Source organism: Sorangium sp. So ce363 (genome assembly GCF_051520435.1).
In the GTDB taxonomy this organism is placed as follows: Bacteria; Myxococcota_A; Polyangia; order Polyangiales; family Polyangiaceae; genus Sorangium; species Sorangium cellulosum_B.
Window position 1 is genome coordinate 1,030,332 of record NZ_CP150333.1, and the last position, 23,881, is coordinate 1,054,212.

The following is a 23,881-nucleotide window of genomic DNA, read 5'->3' on the forward strand; positions in this document are numbered from 1 at the left end:
GCGGCGGCGTCGGAGCGCGGGCGCGCGGTCAACGAGGCGCGAGGCGCGAGGCGCGACGCCGAGCCGCGCCCGCCGGTGGGCTCTGGAGACCGGCTGGGCCATACTCCGCCCCGAGAAGTGGGTGGCATGGATTTCGACGTCGACTTCGCCATCGTGGGTTCGGGCTTCGGCGGCAGCGTCTCCGCGCTGCGCCTCACCGAGAAGGGCTACAGCGTCACCGTGCTCGAGTGCGGCAAGCGCTGGCGCAAGGAGGATTTCCCGAAGACCAACTGGAATGTACGGAAGTTCCTCTGGGCGCCCAGGCTGCTCTGTCACGGCATCCAGCGGCTGACGCTGCTCAGGGACACGCTCATCCTCTCGGGCGCGGGCGTGGGCGGCGGCTCGCTGGTCTATGCCAACACCTTGCTGGTGCCCCCGCCCGAGGCCTTCTCCAGCCCAGGCTGGCCGGCCGGCACCAGCTGGCGCGACGAGCTGATGCCCTTCTACGAGCTCGCGAAGCGCATGCTCGGCGTGACCGCGAACCCGAAGCTCTGGCCGGCCGACCGGCAGCTCCGGCAGATCGCCGACGAGATGGGCCGAGGGGACACGTTCCACGTCGCCAGCGTGGGCGTCCTCTTCGCGAGGGAGGGCGAGCAGGAAGGGCAGCGCGTGCCAGACCCGTTCTTCGCCGGCGAGGGGCCCGACCGCGCCACGTGCGTCCACTGCGGCGGATGCATGGTGGGCTGCCGCTTCGGCGCCAAGAACACGCTCGACCTCAACTACCTTTATCTGGCCGAGAAGAAGGGCTGCACCATCCAGCCCGAGACGATGGTCACCGCCATCGACGCGCTCCCGGGCGGCGGCTACGAGCTCACCCTGGAGCGCTCGACCGCGCTGCTCAGGAAGCGCCGCCGCACGCTCCGGGCGCGCGGTGTGGTGCTCAGCGCCGGCGTGCTCGGCACGGTGAAGCTCCTGCTGAAGGCGAGGGCCGAGGGCCGGTTACCCCATCTCTCCCCGCAGCTCGGCCATTACGTGCGCACCAACAGCGAGGTCATCCTCGGGGTGACGGCCAGCGACGATCGGGTCGATTACTCCCGCGGCATCGCGATCACGAGCGGCATCTACCCCGACGCGCGCACGCACATCGAGCCGGTGCGTTACCCCGCCGGCTCGGACGTGATGGGCGCGCTGGGCACGGTGCTCACCGACGACGCGCCGGGCTTGCCGCGCTGGCTGCGCTGGCTGGGGCGGCGGCTGCTCCACCCCATCGACCTGATCTCGGGGCTCCTGCCGTTCAAATTCGCCAGACGCTCCACGATCCTCCTCGTGATGCAGACGCTGGACAATTACATGCAGCTCGTCTGGAAACGCGGCGGCATGACCACCCGCAGGCCGCCCGACCAGCCGAAGCCTCCGGCGTACATCCCCGTCGCCAACGAGGTCGGCAAGCGGCTGGCCGTGCTGATGGACGGCACCCCGCGCAACGCCATCAACGAAGCGGTGCTCAACGTGCCGACCACGGCGCATATCCTCGGCGGCTGCGCGATCGCCGAGAGCCCCGAGCGCGGGGTGATCGACGAGCGCAACCAGGTGTTCGGCCACGAGGGCCTCTATGTGGTCGACGGCTCGATGGTGCCGTCGAACCTGGGCGTGAACCCGTCGCTCACCATCACTGCCATGGCGGAGCGGGCGATGAGCAAGCTGCCCCCGAGGCGCGACAACCCCGCCTTCTCCGGGGCCGCGGTGCTTCCCAGCCGCGGGGCGCGCTGAAGGCGCCTCGCACGTCTCTCACGGCAGCTCCGCGAGCGGGCCCTTCCTGTATGCCGTGTCGTTTCCGAAGTGCTCGTCTTCGTAGCCGAAGGCGCGCAGGATCGATGTGTAGACGTTGTGCATCGAGACGTCGGTCTCGTAGTCGGACTGGGAGGGATCCCCGCTCGCGCGCTTGTTGTAGTTGACGTGGCGGCCGCCCGGCCACCTGCCGCCTGCCTTGCCGGCGAGCAGGACGGGGATATCGCGGGGCGAGTGCCCGCCGCCGCACCCGAACTCGCTCGTGAAGAGCACGACGCTGTTGTCGAGCATCGTGCCGTCGCCCTCGGGGGTGCTCTTCAGCCCGTCGAGCAGGCGCGCGAAGAGCTCCATACGCCAGTTGCGGTTCGCGAGGATGGTCGCGCGCCAGTCCTCGAGCCTGTCGGGCTCCGCGCCGCTCGGGCCGACGTCGAGGGCGGCGTGGCCGAGGCTGTGGCCGAGGTCGGTGCTGTAGGGTTGGGGCAGCCAGCTCGTCAGGACGTCGGCCACCTGGAAGGTGGCCACCTGCGTGAGACCGCACCGGAACGCATGCAGGAGGACGTCGACCAGCAGGGGAGCGGCCTCCTTGATTCCCCCTCCCGTGTAGGATCCGTATCCCTGGTACACGGGCGCTCCGCCGACATCCGGCTTCGTGCAGGCCGCCAGGTTGGAGATGCCCTCGAGCTTCTTCTCCAGGCTCCGGATGTGCTCGGCGTGCGCGTCGAGCAGGTGCCTGTCGGCCGCGCTCACGCGCCCCTTCAGGGCAGCGAGGTGCTCGCTCACGCCGTCGAGGACGCTCTTCCGGTGGGCGCGGAGCCGGAGCTGTTCGGGCGTCGGACCCGCCCCGGTCTCCGTGACGTCCTGGAAGAGCCGGTCGAAGGCGCTCGTCGGGTCCTTCTCGCTGGACACCTGCTCGCCCGCCGCGTTGTACAGCGGCTCTCCGTAGTTGTGTCCGTCGACCATGAGATCGATCGACGAGAACGGCGCCGGGCTCTCGCCGGCGAGCCGCTGCGCGATCACCTGATCGATCGATGGGCCGAGCGCCCTGGCGTCGTCGCCTCCCGAGGTCGTATCGGCGCAGGTGAGCACCGTCGCGTTGGAGCAGCCGTGGTGCCCGCCGTAGTCTCCCTGGAGCATCCCGGCGGCGTCGTCGACGCCGCGGAGCAGGGTGAGGTCGCCCTTGTGGGCCTCGAGCGGAGCCATCTCTTCGCCGAGGACCTCGAGCGCCGACCCCTCGCCGCCGGGCGCCCAGAGGTCGAGCATGCTCCAGGCGCCCGGCTTCCAGGGATCCCCCTTCTCCCCGGAGGAGTGGCGAGACGTGATCGTGCCGCCGTGGCTGAAGAACACGATGAACCGCCTGGCCCTGCCGTTCGCGGCCCAGACGTCTCCATGGGTTGCCTCGAGCAGCGGCAGGGCGATGCACAGACCGGTCGCGGTGCGGAGGAAATTCCTTCGGCTGAAAGCGGCGCGGCTCATGGGTTCACTCCTCGATCTGGCGCAGGTGCAAGAAGGCGTTGCTGGTCGTGAGGGAGACGATGAGATCACGCACGCTGCCGCCGCTCTCGGGCGTCGGCGTGGCCGCCTCGATCGACGCGAGATCCTGGTCGATCGGGACGCGCCGGAGCGCCGTCTGGAAGAAGCGCTTCGTGAGGCAGGCGCGCGCCGCGGGGCTCGCCGCGAGGGCCGCCGACATCCCGACGCCGCCGTCGACCTCCACGCCCTCTTCGTCCGGAGGGAGCGCAGGGAGGCTGCCGCGTGCGTCGATGTCGAGCAGGTAGGGTGCCTGCGCGTCCCCGCCCGCCTCCTGCGACTGCCACCTCCCGAGCGCGTCGTAATGCTCGAACGCGAAGCCGATCGGGTTGATGGTCCTGTGGCAGCTCGCGCAGGCGCCGCTCGACGTCTTGGCCTCGACGTCCTGGCGGATCGTCCTGTGCACCACCTCGCCGTTCTCCTCGACGGCTCCGCCCTTGACCGGCACGTCGCTCGCGTTGGGGGGCGGCGGGCCGAGGGGGCGGCAGAGCACCTGCTCCAGGATGTACGCGCCGCGGCGGATCGGCGATTTGACCTCGATGCTGCCGAACACGCTCAGGAAGGCCGCCCGCGTGAAGATCCCCGCGCGCTGATCGCGGGGGAGGGAGACCCACGAGAACGTCCGCTCGTCGGCGGGGCCCTCCACCCCGTAGAGCGCGGCGAGGGGCCCGTTCACGTAGGCGTCCGTCGTCGTGAGCAACGTCTCGAACCTGCCGTCCCCCTCGAAGAGCACGCGCTCCGCGAGGGCCTCGAGCTCGGTGCGCATGGCAGCGCGCAGCGCGGGTGAATCCTCGGGATAGATCTCGGGGCTCTTCGGCGCGCTCTCGAGCGAGGCGTGCTTGTTCGTGCCGTCGAGCTCCAGCCAATCGGCGAAGAAGCGCCTCGCCGTGGCGCGGGCGCGGTCGTTCGAGAGGAGCCGCTCCGCCTGCGCGCGCACGCCCTCCGCCGTGTCGAGCGCACCGGACTCCGCGGCGTCGAGCAGCGCGTCGTCCGGCGTCGTGTTCCAGAGGAAATACGACAGGCGCGACGCCCGCTCCCAGCCCGTGAGCGGACGGACGCCGGAGGCGAGCGGCTCGCTCCCGTCCCCGTCGCGGCCGAGCTCGACGAAGTAATAGACGTTGGGCGACTGGATCATGGTCTCGAGCACGACGAGGAGGGCGTCCTCGAACGACTGCTCCTTCCGCGCCCGGGCGTACTGGCCCTTGAGCATCGCGACCTCGGCCTCGTCGAGCGTGCGCCGGAAGGCGCGGCGCCCGAACGTCCGCACGAAGCTGTCCACGCACGCCTCGTCGTCCGCGCCGCTCGTGTCGCACGGGAACACCGGTGTCCCCCACGACGCGCGCCGCGCGACGATCGCCTCCGCCGCGGCATTGAGCTTGTCGACGGCGAGGAGCGAGGCGACCTCTCCCGCGTCCGGGTCGAGGTCGAGCTCGAGCCCCGGATCGCCGAACAGGTCGCGCATCGAGCTCGTGAACTGCTCCGGTGTCATCCGGCGCATCCCCGCTGGAGCGACGTCGACCAGCCCGCTCGCGCTCGGCGACCCGCCGCGGTCGCCTCCGAGGTCGCCGACGCAGCCCGAGAGCAGATGGGACGCCGCGAGGACAATCGCGCCGGCGAGCGCCGTCGCGCGCCGCCCTGGCGCGGTGAATCTATCGAGAACGTCGAGGGGTTTCACGCCGTCGGGCTTCATTCGCTTCATGGCTTCAGTCCTCGCGCGGTCGCTGAACACAGCGGGCTGGATCGCAGGGGCCTCAGCTCGATTCTCCCGGGAATTATCGAGCCACGCTGTGCTGCGTGTTCGCCGTCCGCCGGGGATCGGCATCGAGCGATCGCCGAACCGGGGCTTCTATCCATCGTGGATAATTGACTGACTCATCGGCGGGATCCAGCTCACAGGCCGCATGGAGCTCATGCACCCTGTGCATAGCCTACGTCATCGTCTCGAATGACGCGAGGGCCGTTGATTGAAGAGAGCCGACAGGACCCCAAAAACCCTCAGAGACGCGAGAAAAATCCCTTCTTGGCGTCCCTGGCGGCTCAACTTCTTCTCACAGGAGCGCCGTTATCATCGATGGTTCGATGTAAGGAAGATGGTTCGATGTAACGAACGACCCGTTAGCAAGCCTCTCGCGAAAGCGACATCCGGCGCGAGTCTGGATTACATCCTGCTACCTTGGGGGCGGAAGATGCGACCACAGCAATGTCTGGTCGCATGACAAAGTGGATCGGCGTGTCATCTTGCCTCACCGAGGCGAGAAGGCCTCGCGATGTGTAAAATTACAATGGAGCTTTGATGGCCCATATGGTGGAGAATTCTGTGAGGGTTCGAGCTTGCGTGACCGGATTGCTCCTCGCCGCCGGGTGCACCGGCGAGCTTGGCGGAACGACGTATGGCGACGGCGGTCCGGCGCCGCTCCCTCCGCCCGTCGTGAACATTCCGCCGATTCACGTCGATTGCAGCCACGTCGGAAGCGGCAAGGATTACCAGGTCGGCCCTGGCAAGGAATTCGAGGCGATCGGCGACGTCCCGCTTGAATCGCTCGTCGCCGGCGACACGGTGCGCATCTTCTGGCGTGCCGAGGCGTACCACGAGAAGATCATGCTCGGGGGCCAGGGGACGTCCGAGCAGCCGATCCGGCTCTGTGGCGTCCCGGGGCCGAACGGCGAGCTGCCGGTGATCGACGGTCAGGACGCGACCACCCGGCCCGAGCTCGATTTCCCCTTCGACGGCCACCAGGTGAGGGGGCTCATCATCGTCGGGCACAAGCACGACGACCCGTGGGAGCTCGAGCCCACCCACATCACGATCGAGGGCCTCGAGATCAAGAACGCGTCGCGCCCCCACCGCTTCACCGACAAGTCGGGCTCGGAAGCGGCCTACTCGGACCCCGCGGCCGGCATCTTCGTGGAGCGCGGCGATCACGTGACCATCCGCGCCTGCGAGGTGCACGAGAACGCCAATGGCCTCTTCATCGGCACGGCCGGCGGGGATATCCTGACCACGAACGTGCTCATCGAGTCGAACTACATCCACGACAATGGAAGCCTCGAGGATTACAACGAGCACAACGTCTACAACGAGGCCTCGAACGTCATCTACCAGTTCAACCGCTTCGGCCCCACGCGCGGCGGGAACGGCAACAACATCAAGGAGCGCTCGGCCGGCGTCGTAATCCGGTACAACTGGATCGAGGACGGCGCCCACCTGATCGACCTCGTCGACGCGCAGGAGGCGACCGACTCGGTCGCGTTGCCGTCGTTCCACGAGACGTTCATTTACGGCAACGTGCTCCTGCGCAACGGCTACGGAGCGTCCATGATCCACTACGGCGGGGACAGCGGGGAGACCGAGTACTACAGGAAGGGCACGCTCCATTTCTTCTCCAACACCGTCTTCGTCAAGAACGACAACTACGAGGACTACGATCGCTCGGCGATGTTCGAGGCCTCGACCAACGACGAGCAGATCGACGCCCGCAACAACGTGTTCGCCAGCAGCCTGGAGCCGACCGAGCTCCGCGCGGTCACCTTCCTCGGGGACCGCGACGGCGTGGCCGCCGGGGCCCTCACCCTGTCCGGGAACTGGGTGACGAACGGGTGGCTGCCGTTCGATCCCGTCCGGGAGGTGGTGAAGGTGATCGGGCAGGTGGACGGCCTGGACGACTCGATCTTCGGCGTCGATCCGGCGTTCGCGTCGGCGGCAGACCACGACTTCATGCCGGCCGCGAGCGCGCCGCTCATCGGCGCTGGCGCCTCGCTCGACGGCCTCCCGCCGGTCGAGCACCAGTACACGCCGCACCAGCAGGCCAAGGCGCGCAACGACGGCGCGACCCTCACGATCGGCGCGTTCGGGCGGTAGCCCGCGCCGTGCAGTCCCGCGGCGAGGCTCACTCCACGGCCCGCGGGGTCACCCCACACAACCCAGGTCGGCTCGCCCGTGAGGGATCGCGCCTTGCAGAGGGCGGCGCATGCGCTGGATCGGATGCGCCTTGCCCCGTGCATGGCGCAAAGGGTGCGTGTCCTCGGCACGTTTTGCCGGAGAGATTGCGGTACTCCTATCGCTCATGACCCTGCTCGCGGGGTGCGGCGCGGAAGTGGCGCCGCCGGATCTCCGGCAGCCGGCGGGCTGGGACGACGCGCTGCGGCTGCCGGATGCCGAGGATCACGACCCCGCGCCCGACGTGGTCGAGGTGCACCTCGAGGCCAGGGTGGCCGCGATCGAGGTGGTCCCAGGGCTCACGACCGAGGTCTGGACCTACAACGGGATGCTCCCCGGTCCGACGATCCGCGCGAAGAAGGGCGACCGCGTGGTGGTGAAGCTCGAGAACCACCTTCCCGAGGCGACGACGGTCCACTGGCATGGTCTGCGCGTGCCGGCGGCCATGGATGGGACGCAGCACGTGCAGAAGCCCATCGAGCCGGGCGAGGGCTTCGAGTACTCCTTCACGGTGCCGGACGCCGGCACGTTCTGGTACCATCCCCACCTTCGCTCGAGCGCCCAGGTCGGTGCGGGCCTCTACGGCGCGTTCGTGGTCGAGGATGCCGCGGAGGAGGCGACGCTCGGCGACGAGCTGCTGCTCGTGATGAGCGACATCGGCGTCGAGGAAGACGGCTCGCTCACCCCCGCGGACGAGAGCGGATGGTTCGGCGATTACTTCGGGCGCGAGGGCGGGACGGTCCTGGTCAACGGGAAGATCCTGCCGACGGTCGCGGCGCGGGAGGGGGTTCCGCAGCGCTGGCGGGTGGTCAACGCCGCGCGCAGCCGCTACTTCCGCTTCGCCGTGCCGGGCCAGCCGCTCGTGCTCATCGGCGGAGATGGTGGCCTCTCGGAGAGCCCGCTACCCGTGGACGAGGTGACGCTCGCCCCGGGGGAGCGCGCGGAGCTCACCATGCTGCCCGTCGAGGGCGAGCCGGTGGTGATCCCGCTCCTCGACGCGAATCGATTCCACCTGCCGAACGAGGCTGATCCCAAGGACCTCATGCGTCTCGAGCTGGCCGACGAGCCTCCGGGGAGCGGCGCACCGACGCTCCCCGAGCGTCTGGCCGAGATCGCCTCGATCGACATCACGGGCGCGCAACGACAGGCGGTGGAGTTCATGGAGCAGGGCGATTCCGACGGAGCGGTGCTCGGGATCAACGGCCAGACGGACGGCTCTCTCATGTTCTCTGCAAAGACGAACACGGTCGAGATCTGGACGCTGACGAACACCACCAACTACGATCACCCGTTCCACCTGCACGGGTTCTTCTTTCAGGTGCTCGACATCGACGGCGCCGAGCCGCCCGTGCGCGCATGGCGCGATACCGTCAACCTCGTGCCTGGAGAGGCCGTGCGGATCGCCATCCCGTTCGACGACCGGGCCGGCATGTGGATGTTCCACTGTCACATCCTCGACCACGCGGATCTGGGGATGATGGCGATGCTCCACCTGATGCCTTGAACGGTCTGTCGCGGGCTGCCGGGCGTCAGACCCACGCTTGCGTCGTGGGATCCCAGCGCTTCCAGGCGCCGTCGTCGTCCAGGTAGAGCTCGCTCTCCCCGGGGAGGGTGCGGAAGCGCTTGCTGCTGATCTTCAGGTCGCCGATCTTTCCCGAGTAGTCGGTCTGCGCTTCGGTGGCCTTGATGCTCCGCATGTCGGCGACGAGCTCTTGCCCGCTCGCCTCGACCACCACATAGCCGTGGGCGCTGCTGTTGGCGTGGGCGAGGTGCGGGTTGATCTTCGTCTCGGGCGACGTGAGCAGCGTGTCGATGCTGAGGGCGAGCGCCGCGGCGCCGGGGAGCGCGCGCAGCGTTGGATCGCTCGCGACCTGGCTCGTCAGGATCTCGCGGAAGGACGCCGAGGAGACGGCGCCGCCCACGAGCTCGACGATCTTCTTCGTGGGATCGCCGCTCGGCCCGGGCGTGCCAGCGTAGAAGGCGTGGACATCGCCGGTGATCGCCACGACGCCCCCCAGCCCGACGAGCCTCTCGAGCAGCTCGTCCCGCTTGTTGCGGAAGCCGTCCCAGGCGTCGGTGGTCGTGTAGAAGCTGCGCTTGAACTGGGCGGGGAGGGAATAGGGGCTGAGATCGACGGCGAGCTGGACGAGGCAGAACTCGTTACCCCAGACCTTCCAGGTCGCCTTCGAGCCTTCCATGGTGTCGAGGAACCAGGCCTCTTGCTCGGCGCCCATCATGTCCTCGCTCGCGCCCTGCGTCTCCTTGTAGCGGATGGCAGCGTAGATATCGAAGGTGTCCTTGGCCATGAAGTAGCGGCTGCCGATCATGCCGTACGCGTTGATCTTGCCGAAATCCACGTAGGCGATGCCTCGCTCCAGGCCCGCTTCCGCGGCGTCGATGAGCGGGATCTGCATGTCCGCGGGCAGGTCCTCGTTCGCCGCGGCGACGATCTCGTTGATGAAGGCGACGCTGATCTTCCCCGTCACCTCGGCGGGGTCGTAGCCCACGGTCTCCGCGGCCCCGAGGAGGACCGGCGCATAGATGCCGTCGCCGTAGGTCTCCACGTCCACGTAGGGCAGGGCGGCCGCGGGGACCTCCCCGAGCTCGGCCACGAGCTTCGGCTGATCGAGCGCGACCCTGCCGGGGAAAGCGTCCTCGGGGATGAGGTGATCCGGCCGGTAGCTGCGCAGATCGGTCATCACCAGGTGGACGTGCCGGCCGAACACGAAGTCGCGGTAGATGTGGAATTCGTCCGGGAGCGAGGCGTCCGGGGCGAGCTCGACGTCGTCGCCGTAATCGACGGGCTGGTACTCGAACCAGGCCTGGTTCGCGGCCTTGCGCCGGTCCGCGTCGGTCTCGTCCTGCCGGCCGTCGAAATAGGTGGCCGTGGCGCCGAAGCAGTCGTTCGAGAACTCGTGGTCGTCCCACGTGGCGATCATCGGGAAGCTCTCGTGGACCTTCTGGAGGTTCGCGTCGGAGCGGTATGTCCTGTAGAGCTCCCGGTAGTTATCGAGCGATCTCGCCGCGTGGTAGGCGCCGTCGCCGTCACCGAGGGAGATGCTGCCGGCCATGTCGGTGAAGACGACGCGGCGCCCGGTCGTGCTCTGGAAGCTCGGATCGCCGTCCGTCTCGTAGATGTAATCGCCGAGGTGGACGAAGAAATCGAGCTCCTCCTGGGCGAGCGCCAGGTAGGTGTTGTAGTACCGGCCCACGTAATCCTGGCACGACACGTAGGCGAAGCGGATTTTGACGTCCGCCTCCTCGGCCGGGGCGGTCTTGGTGCGCCCCACGCGAGACACGTAGCTCGTGTCGCCCTTCACGTAGATGAAGCGGTAGTAGTAGACCGTGCCCGCCGCGAGGCCGCGGACCTTCACCTTCACGCAGTGATCGTGCCTCGCGAGCGCCTTCACCTTCGCCTGTCCGGCGTCGAGCGCCACCCGCTGCGCGAACCCGGCGTCGGTCGCGACCTCGACCTCGAGATCGAGATCCCCTGCGCCGTCCTGCACGCGGGTCCAGAGGACGACGCTGCCGGGGCGCGGATCGCCGGAGGCGACCGACTGGGGGAAGTGCTCGGAGCCGTCCGTGAGCTCGCGCTCGTCGTCGAGCGGGTTGATCGTCTCGGGGTCATCGCCGCAGGCCGGGACGACCAGCGCGCCGGCGGTGACGAGCGTGGCTCGAAGGAAATCTCTGCGCTTCAGCATCGGGCGATCAGGGAATCCTGGAACTTTCGCTGATGTCAATCTCCTCGTGGACCCCGCCGCTTCGCGCGCTGCCGGCCACGCCTGTAAAGCGCAAAGCGCGGCGTCCGGTGAGTGGGGAAAGTGTGTGTGCTCACACGTGGCCGAGCGTTGACGTGCGTGGTCAAGTGCGGCTAAGCGTGGTCAGGCGTGGTCAGATGTGATAGATAGGCCGTCGCGTGCTCGTGCGTCCTGTCCGAGGACCGCATTGGTCCTCGAGGGATAGATGAGCTAAGTTGAGCGTTTGTCATGCGGCGGCGGAGCACGACACCGGAGGGTGAGTCCGACATGAGGTCGGGGCACAGCATCCCTGACCGCCCCGGCGCCGAGCGTCGCGACTCGCTCCCCCCGCCCCGATCCGGGCAGCCATCCTCCGGGCCTGGGCGCTCCGGCCCGTCCAGCGAGCCGTCGCCTGCTCCAAGGTCTGCTTCGTCGCGCAAGGTGCGGACCATCGACGTCCTCGTTCAGGGCGCGACCGTGGAGCTCTTCCACTTCTACGGCGTCGCCATAGCGCCTGCGGACATCGGGGAGAGCCGCGACGAGGCGCTCGTTCACAGCGATCCCGCGAGCACGGTCGAGTTCTCTGCGCCCGGCTTCTCCGGCCTGCTGGCCTTGTCGGCGCACCCTGGCGTGTTTCGCGCGATGACGGGGCTGCCGCCCGCGCTCGACAGCGTCGACGACTGGATGCGTGAGGTCGTCAATCAGCTCATGGGAAAGGTGAAGAGCCGCCTCGCGCGGTTCCAGATAGCGCTTCACGCCGAGCTGCCGCAGCTGCGCCGCGCGAGCGACGTGGCGCGGCGGTACCGGGGCAGCAAACAGCAGTTCTGCTATGCTTTCCGGACGTTGAAGGGCGAGGTGGTCGTCACGCTGGGCGGCGACTTCGACGAGAGCTCGCTGGTGTTCTCGAACTCGTCCCCGCTTCCGCTCGATGGCAAGGTGATCCTGTTCTGAGCCCTCTTGCGCGGCGCCCGCGCCGCGCAGTCTAGGGGCTGCCGCCGCCGGTACCGCCGGTACCGCCGCTGCCGGTGGCGCCGCCGCCAGCGCCACCGTCGCCGCTACCGCCGCTGCCCGCGGTGGCGCCGCCGCTGCCGGTGGCGCCGCCGGCGCCGTTGCCGCCGCTGCCGGTGGCGTCGCTACCGCCGCTGCCGGTGGCGCCGCTGCTGGTGGCGTCGCTGCCGCCGCTGCCGACGGCGCTGCCGCTGCTCGTGGCGCCGGGCGGCGGGAACGGTGCGAAGCACGCGTTTCCGATGACCTGCTGGCCCGGGTCGCAGGGGTCGGAATCCCAGCATCCCACGAGCATCGCCGCGGAGATCGCGCCGAGGGCGACGACCAGGGCGCCGCGACGGGTGGGCGGCATGATGCGAGACGGGTGAATGACCATCGTTCGTTCCTCTCTCCACGGACTCACGGCGGCAAGACCTGGCCGTCGCGGATGCGCGCGATCACCTTGACGGTGGGGTTCACGTCGCTGGCAAGGAGGTAGCCGATACCGCCCGCCTCCTCGCCCACGGCGCGGAGCACGGCGCTCGGACTCGCAACCTTGCGCGGCGGCCGCTCGCCGCCGCGGATCTTCCTGTCGATCCAGTAGCGGGCAACGCCCTCGGGATCGAGGCCCAGCACCGCCATGTCGAAGCGCTTCCGCAGCGCGGAGTCCTCGGGGAGGTTCACCGGCATCATCGACCTGCCGGACCACTCGGTGCGCGTCGTCTGGAAGATCGGGCGGAGTGTGTCGCGGCTCGCCGCCCGCGCGGGGTTGGTCTGGTTGACTACGATGACGATCTCGTCCTCCACCGCGAAGGACGAGGCCGATGGGGTCATGCCGAGCAGGGCCAGGAGGAGCAGCAGGGAGTAACGCTTCATAGTGCGTCGAACCTCTCTCAGAAGGCCAGGATCAGACGCGCGAGCGCGCTCGTGGTGTGGAAGTCCTCGATCTCCGGCACCCCCGGGGGCTGATCGCGCAGGGCGGTCATGATCGTGCGCAGCACCTGGGTCCGAAGTGTGACGTCCGGGGTGATGTAGAAGTTCAAGCCGCCGCCCAGCTGAAACATGGTGTCGTGCCCGTAGAACGGCGCGTGCAGGGCGGCGCCGATGACGAACGGCTCCATGTCCAGGAAATCGAGCCGGTGCGCCGCCACGGCGTACGTGGAGGTCTTCCAGGCGTCCGGCGCGTAGACCCCGAACCCCCCCTGGCGCTTCCCTTCGTCGTAGACCACGCGGACGACCGCCGCCTCCGCGCGCAGGCGGGTGGTCCCGATGTCGAGCGAGACGTCGCCGGCCCCGGTGTACTCCTGGAACGACCACGTCGCATGGATGTCGGGGTTGAACTCTCCGACCTTGTAATCGGCGACCCAGTCGCGGGAGCTGCTCGCGATGAACGACGCCCCGAGCTTCAAGGTCATCTTGCCGGGGTCCTCATAGCTGGCGTGCAGGCGGCCGCCGAACCCGCGGTTGTCGTCGAAGGCGAACGGCGCGTCCTCGTTGCGCCCGTTGCTCACGTACGCGTTGTACCCGAGCTCCCACGGGCCCGTGAACGTGCTGCCATAGATCATGATCCCGGTCTGCCGCGTGGGAAACAGGCGGGATGTAATGAAATAGGGGATGGCGGCGGTGATGAGCACCGGGCTCCCGTGGTCGACGTTGTAGATGCCGATCGGGGTGAAGAACTGCCCGACGCGCACCTTGAAGAGGTTGAAGCGCGTCCAGTCGATGTGGGCGCGCTCGATCGACACGAGCCCCCCATAGGTGGTCGGCGAGCCGAGCGCGATCGCCGTCGAGTCGAAGGTCCCGTACGGCTGCGTGGTCGTCCGGCCCACCACGCCGGGCGGCAGCGTCGCCGCGTCCGCCGGGACCGGGGAGCCGCCGGGAGCGGTCGTGAACCGCAGCTCCCCGAGAAAGCGAAAGTGATCGGTCGGCTGCGCGTCGAGGTAGAGGTTCAAGTTCCCCACGACGAAGTTCAGGGCGTTCGCCTGCGGGAGGGCGGCCGCGAGGCCCGAGTTCTCCGGGACCCATGTGCGCTGGACGCCGACGTCGACGAACCCGTAGATCCGGAAGAGATCCTTGTTGTCGTCCTGCTCTGGCGGGGCCTGCGCCTCCTCGAGCGCCTCGAGGCGCTTCTCGAGCTCCGCCGATCGCTTCTCTGCAGCGGCGAGCCGCGCGGCCATCGCATCATTTCCGGTGGCGGGCTCGGCGGCGGCCGCTCCGGTGGCGGCGGGGGTCGCCGCGGCCGCTCCGGTGGCGGCAGGCGCGGCGGGCGCGGCGGGCGCGGCGGCCGCTCCGGTCGCGGCAGGCGTGGCGGCGGGCGCCCCGGTCGTGGCGGGCGCGGGCGCTCCGGTCGTGGCGGGCGCCGGGGCGACGCCGGCGCCAGGGCTCTGCGCGTGCGCGAGAGATGCCGTGAAGAGCACTGCTCCGATGGCTGCGCTCGAAGCGCGCGCGAGGCGACCTGTCCGCGCTCGCCGCAGTGAACTCCGACCCATCATCATTGATTTCTCCCCGTTCGCAGAGCCTTCGTTGCGGCTCCAGCCGACGTCGCACGCGCTCTTGCGGACTCGCGAACTTCACGCGTAGCATACACGGCCACGAGGGCGGGCGTGAACTCGACGCGCTCCGTGACGCTCCGGTGCACCACAACTGGGTGAGACATCACAACAGGAAAGAACGTGAATCAGGGGAGCGTACATGGTGTGCGGGCGAACGATGATGATGACTCCACGTGTGCACGTGTTGACTGTCGTTTGCATCATTTGCATCACTTGCATCACTTGCATCACTTGCATCATCCGCGCCGCGCGCGGGGGGCAGCTCGCCCGGGGCTCGTGCTGAGTGCGCCGCGCGGGGGGACAGGCGTTCGCGCGAGACCCCTCGTCACGAAGCACACGAGATGCGCGCGGGCGCCGCGCCGCGCGGGCCACGCCGGGGGGACGGGGGCATGCCGACATTGCGTAGCGCTTCGATTCGACTGAAGCTGTGGTCGCTCGCCGGCGTCCCCGTCGCGGGGGCCCTGCTGCTGGCGGCGATGATCGTCGGCGACGCGCGGCAGCAGGCGGCGAGGGCGGCGGGGATAGGCTCGATCGAGGACCTCGCGCAGCTCTCCTCGATCATGGCGCAGCCGCTGCACGCCCTCCAGAAGGAGCGGGCGTGGACCGCGCTGGTCGAGGGGCTGGAGGCCCGTCCTCCGGAGACGACCGACGTCGAGGTCGAGCGGCGCGCCGCGCCGCCGCTCAATCGCGCAGCGGAGCTCCTGCGCGCCGGTGGCCAGCTCCGGGACGCGCGGGCGGCGACCGACGAGAGCCTCGCCCAGCTCGACGCGTTCCTGGCCGCGCGCGACCTCTCCGGGCTGCCGCGCCGGCTCGCCCGCGATCTCGCGGAGGGGCGCGCCAAGGTCGGCGAGCTCGGCGCGTTCCGGGGTCAGGCCGACGCGAAGACGGTGTCGCTCGACAGCGTGCTGAGGGTCTTCGGCGGCATCAACGTGAGCCTCATCCGGGCCAACGCCGGCCTCTCCGAGCTGAGCGACGAAGGCGAGCTCCTGCGCAGCATCCAGTCGATCGTCGCCGTCCACGAGTTCGCCGAGCGCGCCAGCCGCCAGCACGCGCTGCTCGCGCACGCCTTCGCGTCCACGCAGTTCGAGCCGGGCGCCTTCAAGACGCTGGTGACGCTGATGACGGAGGAGCAGCTCTATCACGAGGAGTTCATCGCCAACGCGTCGGAGCCGGCGCGGGCGCTCTACGACGCCGCCCGCTCCAACCCGCGCGTGCGGCGCGCCGACGAGCTGCGCGCCGCCGCGATCGCGTCGACCGACGAGGCGCTGGCGATCGATCACGACGCGTGGTTCGAGGCGCAGCAGGGGCGCGTCGACGGGCTCGCCGCGATCGAGCAGGAGGCGATCTCCGGGATGAGGCGCGCCGCGGCGGCCAGGGTGGCGGACACGCGGAGGACGGTGCGTGACGGCGTCGCGGTCTCGGCGTTCGTGCTCCTCGTGTCGGTCGCGCTTGCGCTGGTCCTCGTGCGGGGGATCTCCCGATCGCTCGAGGTCCTCGGCGAGGCGGCGGCCCACGTCCGGCGGACGCGCGACTACACGACGCGCGCCCGCAAGACCGCCGACGACGAGTTCGGGGCGCTCACGGACGCCTTCAACGAGATGCTGGCGGGCATCCAGGCGCGCGACGAGGTCCTCGAGGGCCACCGGCAGAACCTCGAGGCCACGGTCGCCGAGCGGACGTCGGAGCTCGAGAAGCGCAACCGGGAGATGCGCCTCGTCCTCGACAACGTCGATCAGGCCCTCGTGACCCTCCACCGGGACGGCACGATGGAGCCCGTGCACTCCGCCGCCTTCGAGCGCCTCTTCGGCGTGCCGGCGCGCGACGAGCACTTCGCCGATCGCATCGCCGGCCACGATCCGCGGGCCAGCGCGTTCCTCAGGATGGGGTGGGAGGCGGCCTGCGACGACTTCCTCCCGCTCGAGGTCGTCCTCGACCAGCTCCCGAAGACCTTGCACCGCGAGGGCCGCTACCTCGCGCTCGGCTTCAAGCCGATCCTGTCGGGAGAGGGCCAGTTCAACGGGGCGCTGATGGTGATCACGGACGTCACGTCCACGATCGCCTCCGTGCGCGAGGCCGAGCAGCAGCACGAGTATATCCAGGTGTTCGAGCGGGCCGTGAAGGATCGGCTCGGCCTCGTCGGCTTCGTCAACGACACGACCAAGCTCGTCGACGCGGTGAGCGCGCGGTCCAGCGGCGAGGTGGACGAGGTGATGCGCCTCGTGCACACGATCAAGGGGAACGCCGGGCTCTGGGACGTGACGAGCGTGGCGAGGGTGGCGCACGAGATCGAGAGCTTCGTCGTCGAGGAGCGCGCGCTGCCGTCCGACGAGCAGATCGACGCGCTGAGGGACGTGTGGCTCGCGTTCGTGGGGCGCGTGAGCGTCCTGCTCGCGTCGACGGCGCAGTCCTCGCGCGCCGACGTCGGCCATGAAGAGGTCGATGCCTTGCTCGCCATGGTGCGCCAGCGCCGCGACCCCGCCGAGATCGAGCGGGCCATCGCGGCCCTCCGCGACGAGCGGACCGAGGTGCGGTTCAGCCGGATGAAGGACCAGGCCGAGACGCTGGCCCGGAAGCTCGGCAAGCCGAAGCCCGAGGTGCGCATCGACGCCGGGGGCGTCCGGCTGCCCGCGTCGCGGTTCGCCGGGATGTGGCAGGCGCTGGGCCACGTCGTGCGCAACGTGATGGACCACGGGATCGAGCGGCCGGAGGCGCGCGAGGCGGCGGGCAAGCCGTCGAGGGGCACGCTCACGCTCCGCTCGCGGATCACGGCGGACGAGATCGTCATCGAGATCGGCGACGACGGCGCGGGCATCGACTGGGAGCGCGTGCGCGAGAAGGCCGTGGCCGTCGGGCTCTCGGGGGCGACGCGGCGCGATCTCGAGGCCGCGCTGTTCGCGCCCGGCTTCAGCACGGCCGAGCAGGTCACGGACGTCTCCGGCCGCGGCGTCGGTCTCGGCGTGGCGCTCCACGAGTGCCGGCGGCTCGCGGGCCGGATAGAGCTCGACACCGAGCGCGGCCAGGGGACGACCTTCCGCTTCCGGTTCCCCCGGGATCCGAGCGACGCCGCGGGGGTGTCGCTCCCTGCCTCGCTGCCGCCTCCGAGCGGGCGGGGCTCGCTGGTGCCTCCTCCTCCGCGGGGCGGATCGAGCCCGGGCATGGCCTCGGGGAGCGCGTGACACGGTGAGCACATCGACAATGCAGAGCGAGATATCGAGGAGAGGGGAATGAACTCGGAGAGCTGGGACCGCATCCATGAGGAGCTCGCTTCGTCGTGCGTCCACCTGTTTCGCGACAACGGCGTCGAGCTCCGGCGGCTGGACGACGGGACGTCGGAGGCGACGCCGGGCAACGCGGTGGTCTCCTTCATCGGCTTCACGGGCGACCACCTTCGCGGGAGCCTGACCATCGTCGCGCCCGTGGCGCTCATCACGCGCAGCCACCCGCTGCGGGAGCAGCGCGAGATCGACGAAGACATGGTGTGCGACTGGGCGAGCGAGCTCGCCAACCAGCTCCTCGGGCGGGTGAAGAACCGCCTGCGCCACCTCGGGCTGGTCATCGTGCTCTCGACGCCGAGCGCCGCGATCGGCGAGCACCTGCGCGCCAGGGAGGAGCAGAGCGAGGGCTTCCGACGGCTCCTGTTCGCCGCGGGGCCCGACCGGCTCGTCGTGCTCTTCGACGCGCTCGCGCCCGACGACGCGCTGGAGCTCGAGGAAGTGAACATGCCCGATCCGCAGCCCGAGGGCGAAGTGCTGCTGTTCTGAGCCGGATGGCCGTACACGCAAGAGGAGACACGTCACATGGCCAAGAAAATTCTTCTCGTCGAGGATTCGAGTACGGTCCGCCAGCAGGTCGGCATTCTCCTGTCGGGGGCGGGCTATGGCACGCTGGAAGCGGACAACGGCCGAGATGCGGTCGCCGCGGTCGCCGCCCACAAGGATGAGCTGGCGATGATCATCGCGGACGTGAACATGCCCGTGATGAACGGGATCGAGATGATTCAGAGCCTGCGGGACAAGGGGCTCGCGTCGGGCGTCCCGATCCTGATGCTCACCACCGAGGGGCAGCCGGAGCTCATCGAGAAGGCCCGAAAGGCCGGCGCGAAGGGGTGGATCATCAAGCCGTTCAAGCCGGACCTCCTGCTCGCCGCGGTGAAGAAGCTCGCCGGCGAGCCCTGAAGCCGTGGCCGCGCAGGCCGCGGCCTTGGTCCGATAGAGAATCGTCGCACCCTGGTACCACGGAGAATCGGCGCCTGCCGCCGGTGTTGGACGGATCTACCCTGCGGTTCTGGACAGCGCTCGGTGGTTGCGGTGCAGCGCCGATCCGTATGATCTTCCGTGCGGGAGATCACCCAAGGCGCATGAATCGACAGAGCTGGTCCACCGGCCTCGGTTGACCAGTCGACTATCCGTTGGGCGGAGAGGAAGAAAGAAAGATTCACAGGGAGGCGGGGAGGCGGGGAGGCGAGAGATGGGGCTCAGTCGTTCGAACCGTCAGGCTCGGCGCCGACTGCTTCGGGCGGCATCGATGCGGGGCGGCTGGTGGTGCCAGGGTGATCGTCTTCGGTGCGATATCGGGAGACCCGGACAGCCTTTGCACCGCGGCGTACCAGGCGTCGGATCCCGCGGCGGAGCACCGGTGTGTTGAAGTTGACGAGCAACCCGACGTCCAGGTCCGTCAGCTTCAGGTATGTGAGCACCTGAGCTTCATGGACTGGCAGCAGGTGATCGACGGCCTTGAGCTCCAGTACGATCTTCTCCTCGACGACAAGGTCGAGTCGATAACCACAGTCGAGCGTGGCTCCCTTGTAGGTTACTGGAGCTGGCCTTTGCCTCGCGAAGCTCAAGCCCATGAGCGACAGTTCATGACACAAGCATTGTTCGTAGGCAGACTCCAGGAGCCCGGGGCCGAGGTGACGGTGCACCTCGATGCACGCTCCGATGACTCGCTCGGACAGATCCCATAATATTCTCGTTTCCCTGTCTTCTTGTGCCAAATCCATGCTCATGCCTATATGTCGACGCGGGACCAGCCCTGGTTGCGCGAGATCGCTATCGCCGGGAACCACCTTGCAAACGAGCGACCTAAAAGCAGCCGATCCCAAGCGAGCAGGCTCGAAGAATGGTCCCCGCCTCTCGCCTCTCCACCTTGGTCTGTATATCTCTCTCCTCCCCGTCTCCCCGTCTCCCTGTGTACTCTCTCTTTCTCTATCTCCCGCCCAACAAGCCGCTAGTGCCGACCACGCTTCGCGCGGCGGCACACCGGCAAGACGTTGGGCGGGCGCGGCGCCACGAAGATCGGCACGCTGGTACGGGCGTGTCGCCATAGGCCACGTGGCCGAGCGTCCACGCGTCGACCGACGGCATCGCGAAGAGCGCGTGCGCTCGGCGCGCCGAGCAGGAGCTTGACACGAGTGAGGTTATCGTATGGCCTGTCCTGCTCGGAGAGCCCATGAGAAAAACGTGGAAAGATGCAGTCACCTTCATCACAGGCGGCGGCTCGGGGATCGGTCGAGCGCTCAGCCTGGAGCTCGCGCGGCGCGGAGCGCGCGTGACGGTGACGGACGTGAACGGCGACGCCGCTGCGAAGGTGGCGGCCGAGGCTGGAAACGGTGCTTCGTCGCGCATGCTCGACGTGCGCGACGAAGCGGGCATGCGCGAGGCCATCGAAGACACGGCAGCGCGTGGCGGGCGCCTCGACTTGCTCATCAACAATGCGGGGATCGGCGTCGCCGGCGAGGCGCACGAGATCCCGCTCCCGCACTGGAACCGCGTCCTCGACGTCAACGTGCGCGGCGTGCTCCACGGCATCGTGGCGGGCTACCCGATCATGGTGCGCCAGAAGAGCGGCCATATCCTCAACGTGGCCTCGCTCGCCGGCCTGGGCCCAGCGCCGCTCTTCACGCCGTACGCGATGACCAAGCACGCCGTCGTCGGCCTCAGCACGAGCCTGCGAATCGAGGCGGCGGCATACGGCGTCCACGTCAGCGTGCTCTGCCCGGCCGCGGTCGAGACCCCGATCCTGGACTCCGAGACCCCCCGCGATTTGCCGGCGATCCCGTGGGTTCCGAACGCGAGACGCCTGCTCGAGGCCCTTGCCGGCCCGCCTTACCCGGCCGACGCGCTCGCGCGCGAGGCGCTCGATGCGGCGGCCGACGACGTGCCCGTCATCGTGCTCCCCGCGCGCGCACGCTTCCTCTGGCGCCTCGGCAGGATGTTCCCGGCGCTCGTCGAGAAGGGTGGCCGCGACGAGATCGCCAAAGAGCGAGCGACGCGACGGTGAGCGTTCGAGCGTGGGGGTGGTGCTCCACTCCTCGGCGCAGGCGCTGAGCTCGCCATTCGAAAGGCTCCTTCAGAACTTCAGCATGTTTGAAACGCTCCGCGGCCGGCGCGCCGCGGATTGCCTCCGGGGGCGCGGCGCGATAGGGAGCGTGGATGAAGAGCGCTCCTTGGATCGGGCTGGCGGCCGTCTGCCTCTTCGTGGCGTGCTCAGACGAATCGGGCGATACGCCTGACGATCAAGGCGGCACCACCGGCGGCAACACGACAGCAGCGTCGGCGGGCAGCAGCGGCGCGGGGGGCGATGCGTCGTCCTCGGGCTCGACGTCCTCGGGCTCGACGTCCTCGGCTGGTTTTCCCGCTTCCGCGGGGAGCGGCGGGGAGCCGCAGGGCTCGGGTGGTGACGCGCAGGGCTCGGGCGGCGACGCGCAGGGCTCGGGTGGTGACGCGCAGGGCTCGGGCGGCGACGCGCATGGCTCGGGTGGGGGCGCGCAGGGCGGCGCCGGCGTCGGCGGCAGCGGCGCCGGGGGCAGCGGCGCCGGAGGCTCCGGGAGCCGCTGCGATCCGGAGGAGTCGCGCGCGAACAAGGCCCTCGTCGCGCAGGCCATCGACGCGCTGTTCGTCCAGAAGGACGTCTCGGCGATCGATCGCTATTGGGCCGATCCCTACCTCCAGCACAACCCGATCGCGACGAGCGGCGTCGCCACGCTCAAGAACCTGATGCGGGGAATCGTCACGTCGGGGTCGTTCAGCTACCAGCGCCTGCGCACGTTCGGCGAGTGCGATCTCGTGGTCGTGCAGGGCCGCTATTCGCAGACCGGCGTGATCTTCGACATGTTCCGCGTGAAAGACGACAGGATCATGGAGCACTGGGACTCCGACTCGAACCAGGCCTCGGCGACGGACGGCCCGAAGGACGTCGAGGACGAGGCGCTCACGGGGCAGAACCGCGCGCACGTGCTGAGCTTCATCGACGCCGTGCTCATCGGAGGGGCGCACGCGCGAGCGTCGGAGTTCCTCGGCGCGAGCTACGTCGAGCACCGCGACACCGACGCGAGCGGCCCCGCCGCGCTCGTCGAGTACGTGAAGGACGAGGGCATCAGCTACGTCAAGGTGCACCACGTCATCGCCGACGGGAACTTCGTCTTCACCCTGTCGGAAGGGAAGCGCAACAACGCCGCCTTTGGCTTCTACGATCTGTTCCGCGTCGAGGGCGGCGACATCGTCGAGCACTGGGACTCGCGGCGCTCCGTGCCCAACTCGACAATGAGCGGGCTCCCGATCTTCTAGATTACCGATCACGTTGAAACCCGGAGAATTTTCACAGGGAGGCGGGGAGGCGGGGAGGAAGAAAAAATGAATCTCTCGCTCTTGCCGTCTCTCGCTCCCCGCCTCCCCGCCTCCCTGTGAAATTCCTGCTTTCTCTCGTGGTTTCAACCCGTTTGTCGCTCTAGCGCCGCGTCTCACCGCGGTCTCGAGGCCCGACGAGCCTCTCGCTCGGCGCGGTGCCACCTCCTCTCGCTGCCTGGCGGCGACGCGCCAGCCGGGGCGGAAGCAGCGGCCTTCAGCGCGCGCGGGGCAGGAACGCCCCGTGGAAGGTCTGGGGCGAGGCGTGGGGCAGATGGACCCGCGCCGCTGGCCCATCGTCCAGGTGCGCAGCGTCCCAGACGTGGATGGCGCTCTTCCCGGCCTTCGCGTCGGTGACCAGGGCGAGCACGTGGCCGTCGCCCTCGGGGGCGCCGGGCGCGCGCGGCACGAAGACCGGCTCCGAGGGGCGCTCGTGGTGTGCGACGCGCGCCAGGGTGATCGCGCCCGTGTCGACGTCGACGCGCGCGATGCCGTTTCCGTGCGGGTCGTCGGCCCGCCCCTTCGTGGCGAGGAAGACGACGCCGTGCCGCTCCCCCTCGACCCGCGGGTCGGCGCGCGGGTATTCGCCGACGACGCCGCCGAGGTCCTCCACGAGGAGCTGCTCGCGGCTCGGGCGCACGCGGTGGCGCATGAGGACGCCCCCCTCGACGGCGGCGAGCTCGGGCCGATCCGGGTCCTTGCCGATCGCGCCGAGCGTGGCGAGCGTTCTGTGACGGACGAGGTCGACGACGAGGTCCTCGCCGTCGTCGTAGGCGTTCGCGAAATGCCACTGGAAGAACGCGTCGACGCCGAAGCGGCGCACGCGGGAGACGTCGTCGATGTCGACGACGATCACCTCCGTGCCCCGGCGGGGCTCGAAGCGCACCCAGGACTCGAAGCCTCCCCACTGGAGCATCGCGCGCCCCACCCGGATCATCGCGGGCGAGACGAAGAACACGAGGTGCCGGCGGGTGGCGCAGAAGTCGTGGAGCATCACCGGCGCCGCGAGCGGCACCGCGCCGAGCGAGCGCGCGCGCCCGTCGTCGTCGACCGCGTAGAGGTCGAGCTGGGTCCTGCGCCCGTAGCGGACGCCGAAGTTGTAGCTCGTCTTCCTGGCGGCCACCCGGTGCGGGTGGGCCGAGAAGGTGGAACCCAGCGCGCCGCCGAGATCGCTCTCGCCGAGCGTGTCGAGCGTCGCGGGATCGAGCTCCGTCGGCCTGCCGGCCTCCATGAGCGCGAACAGCCGGCCGCCGGCGAGGAAGGCGCTCGTGTTCGCGACGTTCTTGCCCTTCTTGCCCTTGCCCTTGCCCTGCAGCGCGTGGAGCACCCGCTTCGGCCAGGGCAGGGTCGAGCCATAGAGCCGCCGCCCGGCCGCGAGCTCCTCCAGCAGGCCGCGGCTGCGCACGAGGCGGTGCGCGCCCTCCGCCCGGCCGCCCGACAGCCGCACCGCGAGCACCCCTCCGTCGGCCTCGAAGGCGTGCGGCACGCGGACGCCGAAGAGGGTCGCGCGGGCCGGGCCCACGCGAAAGAGCGTGCCCTCGAGGCCTTCGGGCAGCGTCCCCTCGATCGCGAGCGGCGTGAACCCGTACTCGGCCTCGAGGTCGATCGGGTGATCGAAGGCGCGCGCTCCGCGAGCGGCTCCCGTGGAGGCGCCCCCCGCGCCGGCGAAGGCGGCGTCGAGGGCGGCGTCGAAGTCGGGGGCGGACAGGGCGATGGACATGGGACCTCCGTGCGGCCGATGTGATCGTCGATCGC

Annotated in this window: 17 protein-coding genes; 9 read left to right on the forward strand and 8 right to left on the reverse strand. The window is 69.4% G+C overall.

Annotated elements, in window-relative coordinates; all coding sequences use genetic code 11:
* Positions 1-126: 126 nt before the first annotated feature.
* Complete coding sequence (locus WMF12_RS03935; RefSeq protein WP_437865796.1) at positions 127-1,749, forward strand: GMC oxidoreductase; 1,623 nt, start codon at positions 127-129, stop codon at positions 1,747-1,749.
* 18 nt (positions 1,750-1,767) lie between these two features.
* Here WMF12_RS03935 and WMF12_RS03940 read toward each other — a convergent pair whose 3' ends face one another.
* The gene (locus WMF12_RS03940; RefSeq protein WP_437865803.1) at positions 1,768-3,240 is read right to left on the reverse strand and encodes a DUF1552 domain-containing protein; all 1,473 of its coding nucleotides are present in this window, start codon (positions 3,238-3,240) and stop codon (positions 1,768-1,770) included.
* A gap of 4 nt (positions 3,241-3,244) precedes the next feature.
* Complete coding sequence (locus tag WMF12_RS03945; protein ID WP_437865810.1) at positions 3,245-4,993, reverse strand: DUF1592 domain-containing protein; 1,749 nt, start codon at positions 4,991-4,993, stop codon at positions 3,245-3,247.
* Positions 4,994-5,629: 636 nt separating this feature from the next.
* On the opposite strand from WMF12_RS03945, the gene WMF12_RS03950 reads away from it, so the two are divergent.
* Positions 5,630-7,153: a right-handed parallel beta-helix repeat-containing protein gene (locus WMF12_RS03950; protein ID WP_437865816.1), complete on the forward strand. Its 1,524-nt coding sequence runs from the start codon at positions 5,630-5,632 to the stop codon at positions 7,151-7,153.
* 205 nt (positions 7,154-7,358) lie between these two features.
* Complete coding sequence (locus WMF12_RS03955; RefSeq protein ID WP_437865827.1) at positions 7,359-8,735, forward strand: multicopper oxidase family protein; 1,377 nt, start codon at positions 7,359-7,361, stop codon at positions 8,733-8,735.
* A 25-nt stretch (positions 8,736-8,760) separates the two neighbouring features.
* Here WMF12_RS03955 and WMF12_RS03960 read toward each other — a convergent pair whose 3' ends face one another.
* Positions 8,761-10,932: an alkaline phosphatase D family protein gene (locus WMF12_RS03960; RefSeq protein WP_437865836.1), complete on the reverse strand. Its 2,172-nt coding sequence runs from the start codon at positions 10,930-10,932 to the stop codon at positions 8,761-8,763.
* 477 nt (positions 10,933-11,409) lie between these two features.
* Here WMF12_RS03960 and WMF12_RS03965 point away from each other — a divergent pair, with 477 nt between their 5' ends.
* Positions 11,410-11,919, forward strand: a complete 510-nt coding sequence (locus WMF12_RS03965) for a chemotaxis protein CheX (protein ID WP_437297878.1) — start codon at positions 11,410-11,412, stop codon at positions 11,917-11,919.
* Between the two features lie 31 nt (positions 11,920-11,950).
* On the opposite strand, the gene WMF12_RS03970 is transcribed toward WMF12_RS03965, so the two are convergent.
* From WMF12_RS03970 to WMF12_RS03980, 3 genes are read right to left on the reverse strand one after another with little or no spacing between them, the layout of a single operon-like run.
* Entirely contained in the window at positions 11,951-12,349 is a 399-nt protein-coding gene (locus WMF12_RS03970) for a hypothetical protein (RefSeq protein WP_437865843.1), read from the reverse strand.
* A gap of 23 nt (positions 12,350-12,372) precedes the next feature.
* The gene (locus WMF12_RS03975) at positions 12,373-12,828 is read right to left on the reverse strand and encodes a hypothetical protein (protein ID WP_437744295.1); all 456 of its coding nucleotides are present in this window, start codon (positions 12,826-12,828) and stop codon (positions 12,373-12,375) included.
* A 17-nt stretch (positions 12,829-12,845) separates the two neighbouring features.
* The gene (locus tag WMF12_RS03980; protein ID WP_437865850.1) at positions 12,846-14,369 is read right to left on the reverse strand and encodes a hypothetical protein; all 1,524 of its coding nucleotides are present in this window, start codon (positions 14,367-14,369) and stop codon (positions 12,846-12,848) included.
* A gap of 524 nt (positions 14,370-14,893) precedes the next feature.
* Here WMF12_RS03980 and WMF12_RS03985 point away from each other — a divergent pair.
* Genes WMF12_RS03985 through WMF12_RS03995 form a run of 3 tightly spaced genes read left to right on the forward strand, consistent with a single transcriptional unit; the run spans position 14,894 to position 18,679 of the window.
* Positions 14,894-17,680, forward strand: a complete 2,787-nt coding sequence (locus WMF12_RS03985; protein ID WP_437865858.1) for a nitrate- and nitrite sensing domain-containing protein — start codon at positions 14,894-14,896, stop codon at positions 17,678-17,680.
* Between the two features lie 48 nt (positions 17,681-17,728).
* Positions 17,729-18,265: a chemotaxis protein CheX gene (locus WMF12_RS03990; protein ID WP_437865865.1), complete on the forward strand. Its 537-nt coding sequence runs from the start codon at positions 17,729-17,731 to the stop codon at positions 18,263-18,265.
* Positions 18,266-18,301: 36 nt separating this feature from the next.
* Positions 18,302-18,679, forward strand: coding sequence for a response regulator (locus WMF12_RS03995; protein WP_437744299.1), 378 nt, complete (start codon positions 18,302-18,304; stop codon positions 18,677-18,679).
* Positions 18,680-18,978: 299 nt separating this feature from the next.
* On the opposite strand, the gene WMF12_RS04000 is transcribed toward WMF12_RS03995, so the two are convergent.
* A complete protein-coding gene (locus WMF12_RS04000; protein ID WP_437865877.1) occupies positions 18,979-19,503 on the reverse strand; it encodes a GxxExxY protein in 525 nt (174 codons plus the stop codon).
* Positions 19,504-19,952: 449 nt separating this feature from the next.
* On the opposite strand from WMF12_RS04000, the gene WMF12_RS04005 reads away from it, so the two are divergent.
* Together WMF12_RS04005 and WMF12_RS04010 are read left to right on the forward strand one after the other, a co-directional pair.
* Positions 19,953-20,783, forward strand: a complete 831-nt coding sequence (locus WMF12_RS04005; RefSeq protein ID WP_437865894.1) for an SDR family NAD(P)-dependent oxidoreductase — start codon at positions 19,953-19,955, stop codon at positions 20,781-20,783.
* Between the two features lie 152 nt (positions 20,784-20,935).
* Entirely contained in the window at positions 20,936-22,069 is a 1,134-nt protein-coding gene (locus WMF12_RS04010) for a nuclear transport factor 2 family protein (protein ID WP_437865901.1), read from the forward strand.
* A 274-nt stretch (positions 22,070-22,343) separates the two neighbouring features.
* On the opposite strand, the gene WMF12_RS04015 is transcribed toward WMF12_RS04010, so the two are convergent.
* On the reverse strand, positions 22,344-23,846 hold the full coding sequence (locus WMF12_RS04015; protein WP_437865916.1) for a carotenoid oxygenase family protein: 1,503 nt from the start codon (positions 23,844-23,846) through the stop codon (positions 22,344-22,346).
* Between the last annotated feature and the right edge of the window lie 35 nt (positions 23,847-23,881).